We start from the raw sequence: 20,076 nt of genomic DNA, 5'->3' as shown, positions 1-20,076 counted from the left end.
GATGGCCACCGGCCAGGGCGCCACCCGCCACATCGAGACCGTCCTGATGACCGAGGCCCGCCGCCTGCTGGCCTTCACCCGCCTGCCCATAGCCGAGATCGGCCACAGGCTCGGCTTCGACGACCCCCCGTACTTCTCACGCAGGTTCCGGGTGGCGACGGGACAAAGCCCGTCAGAGTATCGCGGCAGGTTCGCGTGAAGGGGGGTCAGTATCCGGGACGCGGGACCAGGCCCATCAGGGATTGCGACAACCCGCCATCGACGACGATGTCCTGCCCGGTGACATAGGCGGCGCGGGGCGAGGCCAGGAACAGCGCCACATCGGCCATGTCCTCGGGCGTGGCGATGCGGCGCAGGGGCACCATCCCCTCGCGCCGGGCCTTCACCTCGGGGTCGGCATAGAAGGCTTCCGACAGGGGCGTGCGGACCAGGCCCGGGCTGACGCAGTTCGACCGGACCCCGCGCGGTCCCCATTCCTGGGCCAGTTGCCGCGACAGCATCAGCGTCGCCGCCTTGGACGCGGAATAGGCGCCGCTTGCGGGCTGCGGCTGGCTTCCCGCGATCGAGGCGACATGGACCAGCGCGCCTTCGCCCCGCGCCAGCATCGCCCGGCCAAAGGCTTGCGCCATCAGCAGCGAACCCGTCAGGTTGATGCGCAGCATGGCCGACCAGTCAGGCTCAGTGACGCTTTCCAGCGGGCCGGGGCGCAGGATCGCGGCATTGTTCACCAGGATGTCGGCCCCGCCCCCGGCATCGACCCGGGCCGCCGCCGCGGCGATGTCTTCGGGGCGCGCGATGTCGCAGGCCAGCCCCAGGGCGCCGTTGCCCAGATCGCGCGCCAGGGTGTCCAGTTGGTCCGCCTGCCGGTCCAGCAGCACGACCCGGGCGCCCTGGGCCGCGAAGGCGCGCGCCAGGGCCTGGCCGATGCCCCCGGCCGCGCCGGTGATGACGGTGGTCTTTCCTTCAAGCTGAAGCCAGCTCATGGCCGTTCTCCTTGTGGTGTGATGGTTTGGAATGGGGGGACGGGGCTTGGCAGCGGTGAAAAATCCGCTAGGCATGGGGCAAGGAGATCCCAATGCAATCCGACCATTTCGACCTGAACCGCTGCATCGGCGCCCTCAGCACCCGCTTTTCCAGCCGACTGGGGGCGGGCGCGTCGCAGGAATATCACAACAGGTTCCAGATCGGCGTCGTCGAATGGCGCATCCTGTGCCACCTGGCGGTCGAGCCCTGGTCGAACGTCATTGCCATGGCCAACTCCATCGGGCTGGACAAAAGTGCGATCAGCCGGGCGCTGGCCGCGATGGAACAGCGCGGTCTGGTCGAGATGCGCGACGGCGCCCGCAGGCGGCGCGAGGCCAACCTGACGCCTGACGGGCTGGCGCTGCACCGCGATGTCCTGCCCGTCGCCCGCGCGCGCGAAAGCGCCCTTCTGGCCGGCTTCGACGCCCATGAGACCGAACAGTTGCTGGCCTATTTCCACCGCCTGATCGCCAACCTGCCGCAGGTCGAGGAAGACGCGCAGCGCCGCGCCCGCCAAGACCGCTAGGCCCCGGCCAGCGAGGGCAGGGCCGCAAGCCGCAGCAGCCGGTCCTCTTGCGCGACGATCAGGTGTCCCGAGGCCCGCAGGTATTCGGCGAAATCCGGGTCGCTGTCGCGGGCCTGCCAGCGCGCCTCCATGTCGGCCATGTCGCGATAGGCCCACAGATGCACCACCTGGTTCAGCGTGCCGACCGTGCTGGTATAGAACCCGATCGGCGCGCCCAGGGTGCGGATCAGGACGGGCATGGCCAGCCGGTCGAAAACCTCCAGGAACTCGGCCATCTTGCGGGGCGCGATGGTGTAATAGCGCAGGTTGACCAGCGGGCGGTCGGCGGGGGCGGTGAACATCGCGCTGTCCGTTCCGGTCATTCCGCAGCCCTTTGCGCCTGCTGGTCCGCGATGCGCCCGGCCATCGACAGCGCCGCGACATAGCCGAAGGTCATCGCCGGGCCGATGGTGATGCCCGCCCCCGGATAGGCCCCGCCCATGATCGAGGCCGCGTCGTTGCCCGCCGCGTAAAGCCCGGGGATCGGGGCGCCGCCGTCGCCCAGCACGCGCGCCTGCGTGTCGGTGACCAGGCCCGGGAAGGTGCCCAGGTCGCCCATCACGATGTGCAGCGCATAGAAGGGGCCGTTTTCCACCGGCGCGACATTCGGGTTGGGCTTGTGGTTGCCGTCGCCCAGATAGCGGTTGAAGCCCGTGCTGCCGCGCCCAAACTGCCGGTCCTCGCCTTGGCGGGCGCCCTGGTTATAGGTCTTAATTTCCTGCGCCAGGGTGCGGGGATCGACGCCGATCTGGCGGGCCAGATCCTCGACCGTCTTGCCGCGCTTCAGATAGCCGTTGCGGATATGCGGGCCCAGCGGCATCGGATAGGGTTTCACGAAGCCGATGCCGTATTTGCGCACGGTGCGGTGGTCGGCGATCAGCCAGGCCTCGGTCCGGCCAAGGCCCTGGCAGGTGTCGATCATCGCCGCACCGACATCGTGATAGGAATGGCTTTCGTTGACAAAGCGCCGCCCGGCCGGGTTCACCATGATGAAGCCGGGCTTGTAGCGGTCCACCAGATGCGGAAAGGCGATGGCCCCGCCCGGATAGGGCACCTTGGACACCGGCATCCAGGCGGCGGCGTTCGGCAGATCCCGGGACAGATGCCCGCCCGCCCGTTCGCCCAGGGTGATGCCGTCGCCGGTATTGCCCTCGGGGACCGGGGTGAAATGCTCGCCCCCTTCGGCGACATGCGGGTAAAGCGCCTTGATCCGTGCCAGGTCGCGGGCAAAGCCCCCCGCCGCCAGCACCACGCCGCGCGCAGCCCGGATCTCGCGCCGCTGGCCGTCGATGGTGGCGACGACTCCGTCCACCCGGCCATCGCGGTGCAGCAATTCGGTGACCGGGGCCTCGGTCACGACCTGGATGCCCAGGTCAAAGGCCGATTTCGCCAGCCGCGCCGCCAGGGCATTGCCCGAGGTCAGCTGCACCCCGCGCCCATGCCGCGCCAGATGGCCCAGATGCACCGCCAGCCGTTTCGCGACATAGGCCGCCGAGACCGGCGACTTGGTGAAATTGAAGAAATGCTTCAGGTCGTTGTTGGACGAATTGAACATCATCCCCATGAAGGTGATGGTCTTCAGCGGCTGGCGCAGGCGCTTGAATTCCTTGCCCAGCCGACGCCCGTCATAGGCCGCCGCCGTGACCGAGCGGCCGATCTGCACCCCGCCCGGCGCCTCGGGGTGATAGTCGGGGTAAAGCGAAGGCGTGAACTTCACCTCGGTTTCCCGTTCCAGGAAGCGCAGCATCTGGGGGCCATAGTCCAGATAGGCATCGACAAAGGCGGCGTCGTAATTGTTGCCCGCCTCGTGGCGCATGTAGTCGTGGACGGCGGCGCGGTCCACCCTGGCGCCGCCCTGGGATTCGGGCCGGTCCTCGAAATGGGGGTTGCCAGGGATCCAGGCGACGCCCCCGGAAAAGGCGGTGGTGCCGCCGAAGACGGGCGCCTTTTCCAGAACGACCACGGACAGGCCGTTCTTGCGTGCCGTGATCGCGGTTGTCAGCCCGGCCGCGCCGGACCCGACGATCACCACGTCATAGATATCGTTGACGGTCATGTCCGGGATCCTTCCTTACAGGGAATTGGTCTGATGGGCGGTCTGCCGCCCGCGGATGAACAGCGCCGCGATGCTGGCCACCAGCAGGGGAACGGCAAAGGCGGCCATCAGCCCGGGCAGGCCAAGGCCCTGGCCGATCAGGATGCCGCCCAGCATCGGGCCGATCACGGCGCCGATGCGCCCGACGCCCATCGCCCAGCCGATCCCGGTCGACCGGATCTCGGTCGGATAAAGCGCCGCGGCCAGTGCATAGAAGGCGTTGAAGCCGCCATTGGTGGTGAACCCGGCAAAGAAGGCCAGGGTCAGCGTGATCGCCAGCGACACCGCCAGGTGGCCGAAGGCGGCCACGACGACGGCGCCGCACAGCATGGCGACGCAGGTCGCGCGCTGAAGGCCGTGGCGGCTGCCGAAGGCGCTGATGACAAAGGTGCCGACAAAGCCGCCCAGGTTGAACAGGGCCCCGGCATAGATCGCGTTTTCCACCGCAAGGCCCGACTGGACCGACAGCTGGGTGATCCACGAGACCAGGAAATAGAAGGTCATGAAGCCCATGATGACCGCCAGCCACAGGCACAGCGTCCCCCGCAGGCGTCCTTGCGCAAACAGCGCCGCGACCGAGGCGCGCGTTGCCGCAGCCTTGGGGGGCAAGGCGGCGACGACCGGCTCTCCCAACCGGCGCAGCACGCTGTTGAGCTTGTCCAGCGCGCCCCTGGGCTGGACCCGCTTCAGATAGTCGATGGATTCCGGCAGGATCAGTGCGACGACCGGCAGCACCAGCAGCGAGATGACGCCCGCGCCCAGAAGCATCATGCGCCAGCCATGGTCGGGCAGGGTATGGGCGACGATCAGCCCGGTCATCACTGCGCCCAGCGGATATCCGGCGATCGCGGCGGCGACCACCATGCCCTGCTGTCCGCGCGGCGCGAAATCGGCGGCCATCGTGGTGACGCTGGCCAGGAATGCGCCCACTGACGCGCCGATGATCGCGCGCAGGATGACCAGTTGCGTCAGGCTCTGCGCCTGGCTGCTGGCCAGCATGGCCAGGGTGATGACGACCAGCAGGGTCAGGATCAGCGGCCGCCGCCCGAAGCGGTCGGCCAGGGGGGCGATGAACAGCCCGCCCACCGCCATCCCCGCCAGCGAGGCGCTGAAGACGGTGCCAAGCGCCTCGGGGCTCAGCGTCCATTCCGCCTTCAGCACCGGGGCGATATAGGACATGATCACGATGTCCATGCCGTCGATGGCGTTCAGCAGGAAGCAGATGAAGATGACGGCGATCCGCAGCGGCGTCCAGCGCCCCCTTTCCAGCGGGCCCGCATCCTCGGCGGTCAGAATGTGATGTGCCATTTTCCCCTCCCGGAACAGGGCACAACCCGACCGGGCCGCGAAACAAGGGTTCGCGGGCAGGTTCTGCCGTGTTCAGTTGATCTTTTCGGCCGCTTCTCCTCTGCGGCTGTTTTTCGATAAGCGGGATGGAAAGGCACGTCAATTGGTTTGTTGCGGTCGCAACACATATCGGCGGAATGGGGATGGGCCGCCGATCCGTTGAACTGCCCTGGTCCCGCCCTTGCAACCGGGCCATGGGCGCTGCGATGGCCCCGGCCCCGATGGGATGCGGCGCGACATTGGTGGTGAACCAGGGCGTGAACAGGTCAGGCCGGTATTGTGACCCACCATGCCGTATTCAAGACCTTTGGAAACGCGAATCACGCGCGCCGGTCCGAACGATCGTGGCGCTGTCACCTGGCCGGATGTATTCGGCGGATCCCGAAGCCGTCTGCGAGGACCGCGCGTCATCTGCTGTGGGTTGCCTGCACGGGCGCAAGGGATTGCCTGCTTGTCTCGGGCAGGGAACCCTTGTCGGAACTCGTTGCCGATCCGGCATCATGATTGGCGAACGCTTCTGCCCTGGCGGTTCAGGAATGTCCCCAGATCACCGCCGTTTCATGGCGCTTGATCGCGTGGCGCAAGCTGTCGAAGGCGACAATGACATGGCTTGCAAGGCGATCCGAGGCGGGATTGCGCGGCCCGCCCGCCCTGCGCATGAGCCCCAGCGAACGGTTGGGCTGCGGGATCTGATAAGGCAGCACAGTGACATGGCCGGTGTCGCGAAGTGCAAAGACCACCGAAAAGGGCAGGACCGCCAGGGCGTCGGTTTCGGCCAGGAAATTCACCACGCTCATCAGCGAGCCGCCGGAATAGCGGATGTTGAGGTCCGACATGCCGATGCTCATCAGGATCATCTGCAAATCCGACATCAGCGGCGAGCCGGGCAAGGGCGCGACCCAGGGATGGGCGGTCAGATCCCGGGCCTCGATCGGGCGCTTGCGCATCAGCGGGTGGGACGGGCGGCAGGCAACGACATTGCGGCCCTGCAGGATCTCGGTGAACTCGAAGCCGGAACCCGAGGAAACCTCGCCCACCGCGACGATCCCCAGGTCAAGCTGGTCGCCCTCCAGCGCCGCAATCACCTCTGGCAGGTTCATGTAGCTTTGCTGGATGATGATCTCGGGCTCGCGGCACTGGAAGGTGCCGATCATGCGGCTGATTATCGCATCCATGAAGAAGGGCACGCCGCCCACCCGGACCAGGCCCTTGCTGCCCTTGACGAAGCCCTGCACGGCATCCGAGGCCTGCCGGGACGCGGCAAGGATGACCCGGCCCTGCGCGGCCAGCTGCGCCGCAAGCGGCGTCGCCTGCAGGGGACGGCGGCCCTTGACGAACAGGGCCTCGCCCACCCGCGCCTCGAGCATGGACAGCGAGCGGCTGACGGCTGGCTGGGTCAGGCCAAGCATGGCCGCGCCCTCGGACACGCCGCCGGCGTCCAGGACCGCGGCAAGCTGCATGAGGTGGCGTTCGTTCAGTCGCATAACAAACTGCTATATTGCCGGCCGCAAAACTCAAGCCGTTTCCGCAAGGGGCGTGCTAGCAAACGTGACAGGGGAGGGGAGGCCCCGCCGGAATGGATGACTGCCGCGAGCCGTCACGGGATCCCGCGCCGAACGGGATCGGGCAGGATCTGCAGCGCCGGTTGGCGGCGGTCGCGCCGTCACGGCTGGGCGCGTCGGTTGCGCTGATCGCGCGTCAACTGCACCTGCTGGTCGCGGAACTGCATCCGACCACCGGCGAATTCCGTCAGGCCCTGGGCTTTCTGACCGATGTCGGGCATCACACCGACCACCGGCGCCAGGAATGGGTGCTGCTGGCGGATGTGCTGGGCGTGTCGGCGCTGGTCGAGGAGATGAACGCCCATCGGCCGCAGGGCGCGACCCCGAACACGGTGACGGGACCGTTCTACCGCGCGGATGCGCCGGAACTGCCCTTGGGGTCCGATCTGTCGCGCGACGGAAAGGGCGAACGGCTGCGGGTTTCGGGTCAGGTCACGGATACCCGGGGCCGCGGACTGCCCGGCGCCGTGATCGAGGTCTGGCACGCCAATGCCGCCGGGATCTATGAAAACCAGCAGCCCGACTGCCAGCCTGAATTCAACCTGCGCGGCAAGCTGCGGGCCGACGGGAAGGGGCGGTTCACCTTTCTGTCGGTCAAGCCGGGGGGGTATGCGCTGCCCTCGGACGGGCCGGTCGGGCGGCTGATGGCGGCCCTTGGCTGCCCGCTGGACCGTCCGGCGCATATCCATTTCCGCGTCACCGTTCCCGGCCACCAGACCCTGACCACGCATATCTTCGACCGGGCGGATCCCGCCATCGGTCGGGACGCGGTCTTCGGCGTCAGGCCTGCGCTTCTGGCGGATTTCCGGGCCATCCGGACCGAAGCCGGGACGCGCGAGCATCTGCTTGATCTGAAACTTGCCCTTTGCCCGCTGCGGCAGGCCGAGAGTTAACATACTGGAGGAAAAGACATGACCCCTGTCAGCGGATTTCACCACCTGACGCTGTCCACGGACGGCGCGCAGGAGGATTTCGACTTCTACACCAAGACGCTGGGCCTGCATTCGGTCAAGCGCACCGTCCTGTTCGACGGGGTGATCCCGGTGTATCACCTGTATTACGGCTCGCCCGACGGCGATGCCTCGACCATCATCACCACCTTTCCCTTTCGCAAGCCCGGCGTGTATGGGCGGCGCGGCACCAACCAGTCGCGCACCATCATGCAGTCGATCCCCAAGGGGGCTTCCGACTTCTGGGTGAACCGCCTGAACGCGGGCGGGATTCCCGCGGCGAAGATCACCCGCTTTGGCGCGACCCGCGTGGTCTTCGCCCATCCCTGCGGCATCCCGCATGAACTGGTCGAAAGCGACGGGGATCCCCGCGAACCCATCACCAACGAGGCGCGCGGCATCACCCGCGCCCATGGCATCAAGGGCATCTACGGCGCCTCGGTCGCGGTGATGGACCGGACCGCGATGGACGATTTCCTGACGGTCGCGCTGCCCTTGGAAAAGGAAGCCGACAGCGACGAAGGGCTGGTCTTCCGGGTTCCCGACGCAAGCGGCGTCGTGCAGCGGGTCGAGGTGATCGTGGACCGCGACAGCAACCAGGGCACCTGGACGCTGGCGGGCGGCACCATTCACCACCTGGCGCTGAATACCGGCGACGAGGAAAACCAGATGAAGCTTCGCGCCCATATCGAAGGCCTGGGCTTTACCGACATTTCCGAACAGAAGGACCGCAACTACTTCAAGTCCTGCTATGTCCGCAGCCCCGGCGGCGCGCTGTTCGAGCTTGCCTGGACCACGCCCCAGGGTTGGGCGCGCGACGAGGCGCCGGGCGAGATCGGCAAGACGCTGGTCTTCCCGCCCTGGTTCAAGGACCGCGAGGACGAATTGCGCGCCGGGCTTGAGGAAGCGGATTTCGCATGACTGCGGCGCTGGAGGTGCTGCGCTGCGGGGCGGACCTGTCGGCGGCAAGGGCGCTTTGCGTCCTTGTCCACGGCCGGGGCCAGTCGCCCGAGGAGATGCAGTCGCATGTGCTGGCGCGGCTGGACGCGCCGGGGACCGCCTTCCTGCTGCCACGCGCGCCGGGGGCAAGCTGGTATGGCGCCCGGGCGGTCGATCCGCTGACGTCGGACACCCGCGCGGCCCTGGCGGAGGGGCTGGCGGGATTGCACCGCCTGATCGGTGACGCCCGCGCCGCCGCCCCCGGCCTGCCGCTTCTGCTGGCGGGGTTTTCGCAAGGCGCCTGCCTGTCGCTGGAATACGCGCTGGCGGGCCGGGACGCGCCGGATGCGCTGGCGGCGCTGACCGGCTGCCGGGTCGGCGTGGCGGGCGATGCGCGTCCCGAAAACCTTCGGGCGGGGCTGCCGGTCTATCTGACCGGCTCGGACGCCGATCCCTGGATCCCGGTCGAGGCCTTTGCCGAAGCCGCGCTGGTGCTGGGCCGGTCCCGGGCCGCGCTGCGCACGGACCTGTTCCCCGGTCGCGCGCATGAGGTCTCGGACGCGGAAATCGCGATGCTGGCCGCGATGCTGGGCGACATGGCGGCGGGCCACAGCCCGCGAATGGCATCGGCGCGATAACGGGCCGGGCGGTTCATAGCACCGGGTTATGCTGGCCGTCCGAAATCCTAAACAAAATCGCCCCACGAAACGCCATGCTTGCCGCCAGGGGAAGGCGCAGGCGGACCGGGTGCCGCCCGCAGATCATCAGCGGAGGATGAGATGTTCACCAGACGGAAATTCCTGCACACCACGGCCGCCACCGGCCTGACGCTTGCCGCGCCCCATCTGGCCGCGCCGGCCATCGCGCAGGGCGCGCGGATCAAGCTGGGCTATGTCACGCCCCGCACCGGCCCGCTGGCGGGTTTCGCGGAAAGCGACGACTGGAACATCAAGACCTTCCTGGGCTCCGAACTGGGGCGCGAGTTCGAGGTGGTGGTCAAGGACAGCCAGTCGAACCCGAACCGCGCCGCCGAGGTCGCCAAGGAACTGATCCTCGGCGACGAGGTGAACCTGATGCTGGCGGCCTCGACCCCGGAAAACACCAATCCGGTGGCCGGCGTCTGCGAGGGCGAGGGCGTGGCCTGCATCACCACCGTCGCCCCCTGGCAGCCCTGGTTCATCGGCCAGCAGGGCAACCCGCGCGACCCGGCAAGCTGGCAGCCCTTTGATTACGCCTTCCATTACTTCTGGGGGATGGAGGACGTGATCCAGGTCTATACCGCCATGTGGGACCAGCTTCAGACCGGCAAGGCGGTGGGCGGGCTGTTCCCCAACGACGCCGACGGCAATGCCTGGGGCGACCCGGACAACGGCCTGCGTCCGGGCCTGGCCGAACGCGGCTACAGCCTGACCAATCCCGGCAGCTTCCAGAACCTGTCCGACGATTTCTCGGCCCAGATCAACGCCTTCAAGGCGGCGAACACGGATATCGTCACCGGCGTGCTGATCCCGCCGGATTTCGCCACCTTCTGGGCGCAGATGCGCCAGCAGGGGCTGAAACCCAAGGCCGTGACGGTCGCCAAGGCGCTGCTGTTCCCGCAATCGGTGGAAACGCTGGGCGAGGCCGGGCACAACCTGTCGTCCGAGGTGTGGTGGTCGCCCTCGCATCCGTTCTCCTCATCCCTGACGGGGAAAGGCTCGGCCGAACTGGCGGCGGATTTCACCGCCGCGACCGGGCGGCCTTGGACCCAGCCGATCGGCTTTGTCCATTCCCTGTTCGAGGTGGCGGCGAATGTCATGGGACGGGTCGATGACACGGGCGACGGCGACGCCGTGGCCGAAGCCGTGGCCGCGACCGACATGGCCACCGTGGTGGGCAGGGTCGCCTGGAACGGCGCGGGCGTGCCGGACTTCGCCGCCCGCAACGTCTGCAAGACGCCGCTGACCGGCGGCCAGTGGCGCAGGAAAGAGGGCGGCGGCTACGACCTGGTGATCGTCGAGAACGGCGCCACCCCCGAGATCCCGGCCGGCGGCCGGATGGAGGCCTTGGCCTGACCGGGACAGGGGGCAGCTATATATCGAACTGCTATGCTAAGGGCAGTTTTTCGCATTTGACTTGCACGGATGCAGACCGCCTCATGCAGGCAGTGGCTTCGCCCTCTGGGAGGCGGGCGAGGCCTTCTCGTCAGGACCGATGCGCGGTTCCGGGTTTTCCCGGACCGACGCCGCCTTGCCTGCCGCCGGGGCGGGTCGCGGCACCGTCACGTCCTGGTGCGGGCGGAAGGGGCAGAATGGGAGGATGCCTTGGCTTCACTTGAGACGATGTTCGACGTGCGCGGCAAATCCGTGATCGTCACCGGCGGGGCCAGCGGCATCGGCCGCGCCTATGCCGAGATCATGCTGCAACAGGGCGCGCGGGTCTGCATCTTCGACATCGACGCCGAAGGACTGGACCGCACCGTGGCAGAACTGGCCGGGGACGGCGGCGAGATCTGGGGCCAGCGGGTCGATGTCGGCGACCGTCCCGCCATGACTGCTGCCTTCGACGCGGTGGCCGAACGCCATGGCCGCATCGACACCGTCTTCGCCAATGCGGGCATCGACCCCGGTCCCGGCTTCATGACGCCCGAGGGCGAGCGCAATCCCGACGGCGCCATCGAGAACATTCCCGACAGCCAGTGGGACCGCGGGATCGAGATCAACCTGACCTCGGTCTATACCACGGTCAAGAACGCCGTGCGGCACATGAAGCCCAATGGCGGGGGGCAGATCATCGTCACCTCGTCCATCGCCTCGCAGATCAACGAAAGCATCGTCGGCACCAGCTACATGCCCGCCAAGGCGGCGGTGAACCATTTCGTGCGCCACATGGCCATGGAACTGGGCGCCTATGGCATCCGCGTGAACGCCATCCTGCCCGGCCCCTTCATCACCAACATCGCGGGCGGGCGGCTGCGCAACAAGGCCGACCGCGCCGCCTTTGAAAGCCAGTCGCTGATCGGCCGCATCGGCGATGTCGAGGATATCAAAGGGCTGGCGCTGCTGCTGGCCTCGCCCGCCGGGGCCTTCTTCACCGGGTCGCTGATCGTGATCGACGGCGGCTCGCTGACCCGCATGACCTGAAATCACGGCCGCTCGTGTCCTGCCTGAGGAGGAGGCGGGACCGGCGGCCACAAGGGAGGAAAACCGATGACCTACTACAACAGGCTTGTCAGATCGGGCATCAGCCGCCGCACCCTGCTGCGCGGCGCGGGCGCGGGGATGGTCTCGACCCTGGCGCTGCCCGGCTATCTGCGCGCGCAGACGGCGGGTCGGATCAGGATGGCCTATATCACCCCCGCGACCGGCCCCCTGGGCCTGTTCGGCGAAACGGACGGCTATACCGTCGGAAAGATCCGCGCGGCCCTTGGCGGCACGATCACCGCCGCCAACGGCAGCACCTACGAGCTGGAAATCCTGGAGCGCGACAGCCAGTCCAGTCCCAACAAGGCGGCCGAGATCGCAGGCGACCTGATCCTGAACGACGAAGTGCATCTGATGGTGCCCGCCTCGACCACCGACACGATCCTGCCGGTGATGGAGCAGTCGGAACTGTACGAGGCGCCCTGCATCTCGGCGGGGGCACCCTGGCAGGCGGTGATCATGCCGCGCGGCGGCGGCGAATTCGACTGGACCTATCATTTCTTCTGGGGCCTGGACGAGGCGCTGAACACCTATGTGGGCCTCTGGAACGGGCTGGACAGCAACAAGGTCGTGGGGATGCTGTTCCCGCAGAACATCGACGGCGAGACCTGGGGGAACGAGGAATACGGCCTGCCCGCGCCGACCCGCGCCGCCGGATACGAGGTGGTGATCCCCGGCTATTTCCAGCCCCGCACCAACGATTTCTCGGCGCAGATCGCGGAGTTCAAGGCCAAGGGCTGCGAGATCATCGGCGGCATCGCCTATCCCGACGACCTGAAGACCTTCGTGACCCAGTGCAACCAGCAGGGCTTCAAGCCCAAGGCCATCACGGTCGCGGCGGCGCTGCTGTTCCCCGGCGGGGTCGAGGCGATGGGCGGCCTTGGCAACGGCATGACCACCGAAGTCTGGTGGACCCCGGCCTTCCCCTTCCAGTCGTCGCTGACCGGCCAGACCGGGCGCGAGATCGCCGACGGGTGGGAGGCCGACCAGAAGCGCCAGTGGACGCAGCCCCTGGGCTATTCCCATGCCCTGCTGGAAGTGGCCGTCGATATCCTGAAACGGTCGACCGATCCCCTGGACCGGGAAGCCAACCGCGAGTCGATGGCTGCGACCGACCTGTCCACCGTCTGCGGGCCGGTCCGGTTCGGCGGCACGCCGCACCGCAACATCTGCACGATGCCGATCTTTGGCGGGCAATGGGTCAAGGGCGCGAACTGGCCCTATGACCTGAAGATCGTCGACAACACCGTCAACCAGCTGTTCCCGCCGGAACAGAAGATCGTCCCGATCGCCTGGTGATCATGCGCGACACCAGCGATCAGCTTTGGGGGGAAAGGATGGCCGGAGAGGTTCACCTTGCCGCGCGCGACGTGTCGAAAAGCTTCGGCGCGGTGCGGGTGCTGCACGGCGTCAGCTTCGACGTGCATCGCGGCGAGGTGCTGGGCATCCTTGGCCCGAACGGCGCGGGCAAGACCACGCTCTTCAACATGATCAGCGGCGACATGCGGCCATCGGGCGGGGAAATCCGCCTGGGGCACGTCCCCTTGAAGGGGGAACCACCGTTCCGGCGCTGCAAGATGGGGATCGGGCGGACCTATCAGATCCCGCGCCCTTATTCCGGCATGACCACATTCGAGAACCTGCTGGTCGCCTCGACCTTCGGGGGCGGCCGGTCGGAACGCGACAGCTACGGCTTTTGCGCGCAGGTGCTGGAGGAATGCGAACTGTCGGGCAAGGCCAACCTGCGCGCCGGGGGGCTGACGCTTCTGGACCGCAAGCGGCTGGAACTGGCCCGCGCGCTGGCATCCGACCCCCAGCTTCTGCTGCTGGACGAGATCGCGGGCGGCTTGACCGATGAGGAATCCCGCGATCTGGTCGCGCTGGTGCGCCGCATCCGCGACCGGGGCGTGACCATCGTCTGGATCGAGCATGTGCTGCACGCGCTGCTGGCCGTGGCCGACCGGCTGATGGTGCTGAACTTCGGCGAAAAGATCGCCGAGGGCGCGCCCGACGCCGTGATCGCCGACCCGGACGTGAAGCGGGTCTATATGGGGATCGAGGGATGACCGGCGCCGTTCTTTCGACGCATGGCCTGGTGGCGCGCTATGGCGATTTCCAGGCGCTTTACGGCATCGACTTCCAGATCGGCCAGGGCGAGGCCGTGGCGCTGATCGGCGCCAACGGCGCGGGGAAATCCACCTTCCTGCGCGCGGTGATGGGGCTGTTGCCGGTCGCGCCGGAAATGGTGCGCATGGGCGGCCAGCCCGTCGGCGGCACCCCCGCCGACCGCATGGTGCAAAAGGGCGTGGCCATCGTCCCGGAAGGGCGGCGGCTATTTTCCGGCATGTCGGTCCAGGACAACCTGCGCGTGGCGGTGGATCAGGCCGACCGGCTGGGCCGCAAGGGCGGCTGGTCGCTGGCCCGGCTGCACCAGCTGTTCCCGATCCTGAAGGAAAAGGCCCGCACCCCGGTGCAAAGCCTGTCGGGCGGGCAGCAGCAGATGGTGTCCATCGGGCGGGCGCTGCTGTGCCAGCCCCGGGTTCTTCTGTGCGACGAGATCAGCCTGGGCCTGGCGCCCCGGGTGATCCGCGAAATCTATGCGGCCCTGCCCGAGGTGCGGGCGCAGGGCACCTCGGTCGTGCTTGTGGAACAGGACGTGGGCCTGGCGCAGTCGGCATCCGACCGGCTTTACTGCATGCTGGAGGGGCGGGTGACGCTGACCGGCCCATCAGGCGCGGTCACGCGCGACGCCATCGCCAAGGCCTATTTCGGAGGATCCCATGCAGTGGTTTGACGCGCTGATCCAGGGCATTCTGCTGGGCGGCATGTATGCGCAATACGCCCTGGGCATGGCGCTGATGTTCGGTGTGATGAAGATCGTGAATGTCAGCCATGGCGATCTGGTGATCCTGCTGTCGCTGGTGGGGATCTCGCTGGCCTCGACCCTTGGCCTGGGGCCGTTCACGGTCATGGCGGCGCTGGTGCCGCTGGCGGCGGTCCTGGGCTGGCTGCTGCAAAAGGCCGTCCTGAACCGGGTCGTGGGCGAGGATCCGCTGCCGTCGCTGATCGCCACCTTCGGCCTGTCGCTGGCCTTGCAGAACCTGATGCTGCAGATCTGGTCGGCCAACAGCCGGTCGCTGCCCGGCGGCGGGATCGAAAGCCGGTCGATCCAGATCGGCGGCATCCATATCGGCCTTTTGCCGGTGATCGTGCTGGTCTTCGCGGTCGCGCTGACCTGGGGGCTGGACCTGATGCTGAAGCGCACGCGGTTCGGGCGGGCCTTGCGGGCGGCGGCCTCGGATGTCGAGGCGGCGTCGATGACCGGCATCAACCCGCGCGCGGTCTATGCTGCGGCCACGGCGATCGCGGTCGGCATCCTGGGCTTTGCGGCCGTGTTCCAGTCGCTGCGCTCCACCGTGGCCCCGGCCGATGGCGGCGCGCAACTGATCTATGCTTTCGAGGCCGTCATCATCGGCGGCATGGGATCGGTCTGGGGGGCCTTCCTGGGCGCGATGGTGCTGGGCGTGGCGCAAGCCATCGGCTTCCGCATCGACCCCGGCTTCGGCGTGCTGGCCGGGCATATCGTCTTTCTGCTCGTGCTGGCGACGCGCCCGCAGGGCCTGTTCGGAAGGGCCTGACATGACGATGGTTTCCATGATGCCCCCGCAGGTACGGATCCGGCGGCAGACCGCCTCGGGGCGGATCGCGCTGGCGTTGTTCGTGCTGGCGCTGATCGGGCTGGCGGCGATGCCCTGGTGGGCCAGGACCGGCACCATCCGCATGGTGCTGGAACTGTGCTGCTATATCGCCGTCGCGCAGATGTGGAACATGCTGGCGGGCTATGCGGGCCTTGTGTCGGTGGGCCAGCAGGCCTTCATGGGGGCGGCGGGCTATGCGCTGTTCGTGCTGGCCCAGACCTTCGGGGTGAACCCGTTCCTGGCGGTGTTCCTGTCGCTGCTGGTGCCGCTGGTGCTGGCCGTGCCCTGCTATCTGCTGCTGCACCGGCTGGACGGGCCGTATTTCGCCATCGGCACCTGGGTCGTGGCCGAGGTGTTCCGCCTGGTCGCCTCGAACCTGCCGCTGGTGAACGCGGGGGCGGGCATGTCGCTGTCGGTGATGAAGGACTATTCCGCCTTTCAGCGCAACATCGCCATGTCGCTGTTCTGCGCGCTGCTGGTCCTGGTCAGCATCGGCGGCAGCTACTGGTTCCTGCGGTCCCGCTTCGGGCTGGCGCTGATCGCCATGCGCGACAATCCGGTTGCGGCGGCCAGCCAGGGCGTGAACGTGCGGCGCCTGCGCTTCATGATCTATGTCGCGGCGGCGGTGGGATGCGGGCTGGTGGGCGCGGTCTATTTTATGGCGCAGCTGCGCATCAACCCGCCCTCGGCCTTTGATCCGATGTGGTCGAACATCGCCATCTTCATCGTCATGGTGGGCGGCATCGCCTCGATCGAGGGGGTGCTGATCGGCACGCTGATCTATTTCATCGCGGACAGGTATTTCGGCGAATACGGCGCCAGCTATTTCGTCGTCCTGGGGGTGATGACGGTTCTGGTGGCGCTTTACGCCCGCACGGGGATCTGGGGCATGATCTCGAAACGCTGGGACGCGCCCTGGTTCCCGATCCGCCGCCATCTGGTTCTGGAAAGGGACAAGCCATGAAGGCCGTCATCTTCGACGCGGTGGGCCAGCCGCTGCGCACCGATAACCGCCCCGATCCCACGCCCGCCCCCGACGAGGTCGTGCTGCGCGTGGCCGGTTGCGGCATCTGCGGCAGCGACCTGCACATCACCGAGGATCCCGCGCCCTTCGGCATCGGACCGGGCTTCGTGCTGGGCCACGAAATCGCGGGCGAGGTGGTGGCTGCGGGCGCCGCCGTGCAGGATCTGCGCCCCGGCGACCGGGTGGCGGTGGTGCCGATGCGCGGCTGCGGCCATTGCCCGCGCTGTCTGGGCGGCGATCCGGCGCGCTGTCCCGACATGGTGCTGATCGGCGGCGGCTATGCCGAGCATGTCACCGTCGCCGCGCGCCAGTGCCAGCGCCTGCCCGACGGCGTGGCGCTGTCTGATGCCGCGCTGGCCGAGCCGCTGGCGGTGGCGCTGCATTGCATCACCCGGTCCGGCATGAAGCCCGGGGACCGCGTGGCGGTGCTGGGCGCCGGTCCCATCGGGCTGCTGGTCGCCTTCTGGGCGCGGCGGATGGGGGCCAGCCATGTGGCGATGGCCGACCTGCACGACCATCAGCGGGACCGGGCGCTGGCCCTGGGGGCCACGGGCTTCGCGCTGTCCGGTCCCGGCCTGGCCGAGAACCTGGCCGATCTGTGCGGCGGCGCCCCCGACATCGTGTTTGAATGCGTGGGCAAGCCGGGCCTGCTGCAAGCGGCAACCCAGGCCGTGCGGCTGCAAGGCAAGGTGATCGGCGTGGGCCTGTGCATCGGCGGCGACGAATGGGATCCCTTTGTCGCGCTGTCCAAGGAAATCGACCTGATCTTCAGCGTCTTCTTCCATCAGCGGAACGAATTCGGCGTGGCGCTGGACGCGCTGGCCGCCGGTCCCTTCGCGCCGCAGGCCATCATCACCGACCGCATCGGCCTGCCGCAGGTGCCGCAGGTCTTTGAATCCCTGCGCCGCCGCACCACGCAATGCAAGGTGCTGATCCAGCCCGAACTGTCCTGAGGAGACGCAAGACATGGCCGCAAGTTTTGAAACGCTGGAATACGACATCGGCGGCGTGCGGACGGTGGTGAAGGCCATCGGTTCCGGCAAGCCGGTCCTGTTCCTGCACGGCGCTGCCACGCTGGAGGGGTTCGATTCCGCCGCAGGGCTTGCCGACCGCTTCCGCGTGCTGCTGCCCAGCCATCCGGGCATGGGCTTTTCCGGCCCCGCGCCGCATGTGGCCGACATCTCGGACATGCTGCTGCATTACCTGAACCTGCTGGATGCGCTGGATCTTGGGGAAAGGCCGCATCTGATGGGCTTTTCCATGGGCGGCTGGATGGCCACCGAACTGGCCGCCATCGCCCGCGAACGCTTCGACAAGGTGGTGCTGATCGCGCCCGCCGGGCTGAACGATCCGGCCCATCCGGCCACGCCGTTGAACACCATCGCGCCGCAGGATTTCCCCGGCTACCTGACCCATGACCCGGCGGTCGCGGCGCGCTTTTTCCCCGACGGCAGCGATGCCGCCTTTGCCGAACGCTTCGGTGCCGACCGCGCGCGGGAAGGCGATCTGGTCGGGCGGCTCTGCGCGCCCTTCGGCATGGGCCATCCGAACCTTCGCCGCTTCATGGCGCGGATCACCAACCCGACCCTGCTGGTCTGGGGCGAACGGGACCGGCTGCTGCCCGCCTCGCAGGCCCCGATCTGGCTGGAGAACCTGCCCCATGCGCAGTTCCTGTCCGTTCCCGAAACCGGCCACCTCGTGGCGCAGGAACGTCCCGAAACCCTGAAAACCATCGGCGATTTCCTCGCCGCCTGAACCTTGTCCTTGAGGAGGAGCAAGATGAACAAGCCCATGAACCACAGCTATTGGGGCAAGTCCGTCGATTACCGCGAGATGCTGGATCAGATCGCCGCCATCGGCCCGCAGCTTGAAGCCAACGCCCCGGCGGACGAGGAAGCGGGCGAATTGACGCCCCAAACCTTCGCCCTGCTGAAGCCGCTGCGTTTCTCGCATCTTCTGGCGACCGAGGAACTGGGCGGCGCGCAGATGCGCCCGACCGAGGTGCTGCAACTTTTGGAAGCCGTCAGCTATCATTCCGGCTCGGCCGGCTGGGTGTCGATGGTGCATTGCTGCATCGGCGCGATGTCGGCGGCCTTCCTGCCCGACAGCGCGGTGGAACGCCTGTTCGCGCCCGGCACCGACAACCGCTTTTCCGGGCAGGGCGCGCCCTTGGGGATGCTGAAAAAGGTCGAGGGCGGCTATACCCTGACCGGCAAGTGGAGCTATGGCTCGGGCTTTTCGCACGCCACCTGGTCCCATTCGGCCTGCTTCGTGGACGACGGCACCGGCAAGCCCGCCAAGGACGAGGCCGGCAATGTCATCGTCATGTGCGCCCATGCCCCCATCCCGGAACACAACCAGCTTGGCAACTGGGACGTGCTGGGGCTGAAGGGCACCGGCTCCATCGACTATTCCGCCGAGGATGTGTTCATCGCCGAGGATCTGGTGTTTCCCATCCTGACCGCGCCCCCGCAGCGCCTGAAAGAGCTGTTCAGCCTGGGGATTGTCGGCCTTGCCGCCATCGGCCATACCGGCTGGGCCATGGGCGCCGGGCGGCGGATGCTGGACGAGATCGCGACCTTTGCGCGATCCAAATCCGGCCGCGCCGGGCTTTTGGGGGAAAGCGAGAAGTTCTGGCACGACTATGGCCGCGCCGAGGCCAGCTATCGCGCCGCCCGCGCCCTGGTGATGGAGGTCTGGGGCGAGATCGAGCGTCTGGCCGAAAGCGGCCAGATGATGTCCACCCGCCAGATCAGCCTTGTCCATCTGGCCAAGGCCCAGATCCACGAGGTGGGCGTCGATGTGTGCAACTTCGCCTATCGCGCCTCGGGCGGGGCTGGCTTGCGCGCGGGCGTGATCCAGCGCACCTTCCGCGACATGATGGTGGCGGCGAACCATTTCACCATCGCGCCCTCCATCGTCACCGCGGCGGGCCGTGAACTGGGCGGGCTGTGGTCCGACCGGGTCTGGCAGTTCTATGATCTGATCGAGAAGAAGTAAGCATCCGCCGGGACGGGGACACCCTGTCCCGGCAGCATTCGGAGCGCGCATATGACCGACCAGCCCCTTTCGCAGGCCTTCCGCGAGGCCTTCCGCTGCCATCCCGCCGGGGTGGCGGTGATCACCGCCGATCCGGGGGACCGGCCGGTGGCGATGACGGTATCCTCGCTGATCTCGGTCAGCGCGGAACCGCCCACGGTGGGTTTTTCGCTGTCGTCGCGGTCAAGCTCGACGGCGGCGGTGCTGGCGGCGGGCGGGATCGTGGTCCATCTGCTGCGCTATGACGACCTGGCGCTGGCGCAGCTTGGCGCGACTCCGGGGGCGGACCGCTTTGGCCCCGGTATCGCCTGGCACCGCCTGCCCACGGGCGAGCCGCGCTATGAAGGCGTGGCGACCTGGTTCCGCGCGCGGATCGTCGGATCGCTGCCGGTGGAAGGCGCGACCCTGGTGGTGGCGGAACTGCTGGAAGGCGAGGCGGGCCATGCCCCCGACGCGCCGGAACTGGAATCGCTGATCTATCTGGACCGGCGCTGGCATCGGCTGCGCGAGGCGGCGGACGGCCGCGCCAGCCTGACCCTGATGGTCGAGGACAGCCGCGACGTGTTCCGCTGACAATCCGGCGCCTTCATAACGCAAGGCGATATTGCCGCCGGATCATCCGATCCAATCCGCGCCAGCCCGTCTCTAGGGT

General features: G+C 67.7%; 21 protein-coding genes. 16 read left to right on the top strand and 5 right to left on the bottom strand.

Translation table 11 applies throughout. From position 1 onward, the window contains the following. Positions 1–199: helix-turn-helix transcriptional regulator (locus tag JX613_RS12290; protein WP_207101751.1), on the top strand; the 199-nt coding region annotated here is incomplete at its 5' end. Positions 200–206: 7 nt separating this feature from the next. Here JX613_RS12290 and JX613_RS12285 read toward each other — a convergent pair. Then, positions 207–983 (bottom strand): SDR family NAD(P)-dependent oxidoreductase, encoded by a 777-nt coding sequence (locus JX613_RS12285; protein WP_207101750.1) that lies wholly within the window; start codon positions 981–983, stop codon positions 207–209. A 92-nt stretch (positions 984–1,075) separates the two neighbouring features. Between JX613_RS12285 and JX613_RS12280 the strand changes: the two genes are divergently transcribed. Next, on the top strand, positions 1,076–1,549 hold the full coding sequence (locus tag JX613_RS12280; protein ID WP_207101749.1) for a MarR family winged helix-turn-helix transcriptional regulator: 474 nt from the start codon (positions 1,076–1,078) through the stop codon (positions 1,547–1,549). Here JX613_RS12280 and JX613_RS12275 read toward each other — a convergent pair. The 4 genes from JX613_RS12275 to JX613_RS12260 form a co-directional block, all read right to left on the bottom strand. Next, complete coding sequence (locus JX613_RS12275) at positions 1,546–1,911, bottom strand: NIPSNAP family protein (RefSeq protein WP_207101748.1); 366 nt, start codon at positions 1,909–1,911, stop codon at positions 1,546–1,548. The genes JX613_RS12280 and JX613_RS12275 overlap by 4 nt on opposite strands. Then, complete coding sequence (locus tag JX613_RS12270; RefSeq protein WP_207101747.1) at positions 1,908–3,644, bottom strand: FAD-dependent oxidoreductase; 1,737 nt, start codon at positions 3,642–3,644, stop codon at positions 1,908–1,910. Before JX613_RS12270 ends, JX613_RS12275 begins: the two co-directional genes overlap by 4 nt. 15 nt (positions 3,645–3,659) lie before the next feature. After that, on the bottom strand, positions 3,660–4,991 hold the full coding sequence (locus JX613_RS12265; RefSeq protein ID WP_207101746.1) for an MFS transporter: 1,332 nt from the start codon (positions 4,989–4,991) through the stop codon (positions 3,660–3,662). Positions 4,992–5,560: 569 nt separating this feature from the next. Next, entirely contained in the window at positions 5,561–6,514 is a 954-nt protein-coding gene (locus JX613_RS12260) for a LysR family transcriptional regulator (protein ID WP_207101745.1), read from the bottom strand. 92 nt (positions 6,515–6,606) lie between these two features. Here JX613_RS12260 and JX613_RS12255 point away from each other — a divergent pair, with 92 nt between their 5' ends. The 14 genes from JX613_RS12255 to JX613_RS12190 all read left to right on the top strand — a co-directional run bounded on the left by JX613_RS12255 (position 6,607) and on the right by JX613_RS12190 (position 19,997). Continuing rightward, on the top strand, positions 6,607–7,485 hold the full coding sequence (locus JX613_RS12255; protein ID WP_207101744.1) for a dioxygenase family protein: 879 nt from the start codon (positions 6,607–6,609) through the stop codon (positions 7,483–7,485). Between the two features lie 18 nt (positions 7,486–7,503). Further along, positions 7,504–8,463 (top strand): VOC family protein, encoded by a 960-nt coding sequence (locus JX613_RS12250; RefSeq protein ID WP_207101743.1) that lies wholly within the window; start codon positions 7,504–7,506, stop codon positions 8,461–8,463. Beyond that, a complete protein-coding gene (locus JX613_RS12245) occupies positions 8,460–9,119 on the top strand; it encodes an alpha/beta hydrolase (RefSeq protein WP_207101742.1) in 660 nt (219 codons plus the stop codon). The genes JX613_RS12250 and JX613_RS12245 overlap by 4 nt, the downstream gene beginning before the upstream one ends. A gap of 141 nt (positions 9,120–9,260) precedes the next feature. Next, on the top strand, positions 9,261–10,535 hold the full coding sequence (locus tag JX613_RS12240; protein WP_207101741.1) for an ABC transporter substrate-binding protein: 1,275 nt from the start codon (positions 9,261–9,263) through the stop codon (positions 10,533–10,535). 249 nt (positions 10,536–10,784) lie between these two features. Then, the gene (locus JX613_RS12235; protein WP_237168538.1) at positions 10,785–11,603 is read left to right on the top strand and encodes an SDR family NAD(P)-dependent oxidoreductase; all 819 of its coding nucleotides are present in this window, start codon (positions 10,785–10,787) and stop codon (positions 11,601–11,603) included. Between the two features lie 66 nt (positions 11,604–11,669). Continuing rightward, positions 11,670–12,962 (top strand): ABC transporter substrate-binding protein, encoded by a 1,293-nt coding sequence (locus tag JX613_RS12230; protein WP_207101740.1) that lies wholly within the window; start codon positions 11,670–11,672, stop codon positions 12,960–12,962. 2 nt (positions 12,963–12,964) lie between these two features. Further along, positions 12,965–13,729: an ABC transporter ATP-binding protein gene (locus JX613_RS12225; protein WP_237168537.1), complete on the top strand. Its 765-nt coding sequence runs from the start codon at positions 12,965–12,967 to the stop codon at positions 13,727–13,729. Continuing rightward, complete coding sequence (locus JX613_RS12220) at positions 13,726–14,457, top strand: ABC transporter ATP-binding protein (RefSeq protein WP_207101739.1); 732 nt, start codon at positions 13,726–13,728, stop codon at positions 14,455–14,457. The genes JX613_RS12225 and JX613_RS12220 overlap by 4 nt, the downstream gene beginning before the upstream one ends. Beyond that, positions 14,444–15,301 carry a branched-chain amino acid ABC transporter permease gene (locus tag JX613_RS12215; protein WP_207101738.1) on the top strand — a complete coding sequence of 286 codons (858 nt, stop codon included), beginning with the start codon at positions 14,444–14,446 and terminating at the stop codon, positions 15,299–15,301. Before JX613_RS12220 ends, JX613_RS12215 begins: the two co-directional genes overlap by 14 nt. A gap of 1 nt (position 15,302) precedes the next feature. After that, entirely contained in the window at positions 15,303–16,325 is a 1,023-nt protein-coding gene (locus tag JX613_RS12210) for a branched-chain amino acid ABC transporter permease (protein ID WP_237168536.1), read from the top strand. After that, the gene (locus JX613_RS12205) at positions 16,322–17,338 is read left to right on the top strand and encodes a zinc-dependent alcohol dehydrogenase (protein WP_207101737.1); all 1,017 of its coding nucleotides are present in this window, start codon (positions 16,322–16,324) and stop codon (positions 17,336–17,338) included. Before JX613_RS12210 ends, JX613_RS12205 begins: the two co-directional genes overlap by 4 nt. 13 nt (positions 17,339–17,351) lie before the next feature. Next, positions 17,352–18,140 carry an alpha/beta fold hydrolase gene (locus tag JX613_RS12200; protein ID WP_207101736.1) on the top strand — a complete coding sequence of 263 codons (789 nt, stop codon included), beginning with the start codon at positions 17,352–17,354 and terminating at the stop codon, positions 18,138–18,140. A 24-nt stretch (positions 18,141–18,164) separates the two neighbouring features. After that, complete coding sequence (locus JX613_RS12195; RefSeq protein ID WP_207101735.1) at positions 18,165–19,385, top strand: acyl-CoA dehydrogenase family protein; 1,221 nt, start codon at positions 18,165–18,167, stop codon at positions 19,383–19,385. Between the two features lie 51 nt (positions 19,386–19,436). Beyond that, on the top strand, positions 19,437–19,997 hold the full coding sequence (locus JX613_RS12190; RefSeq protein WP_207101734.1) for a flavin reductase family protein: 561 nt from the start codon (positions 19,437–19,439) through the stop codon (positions 19,995–19,997). Positions 19,998–20,076: the final 79 nt, after the last annotated feature.

Origin of the sequence: Paracoccus shandongensis (assembly GCF_017315735.1) — a bacterium.
Lineage (GTDB): Bacteria > Pseudomonadota > Alphaproteobacteria > Rhodobacterales > Rhodobacteraceae > Paracoccus > Paracoccus shandongensis.
Note: the sequence above shows the minus strand (reverse complement) of the source record. Positions and strands in the feature narration are given on the sequence as shown.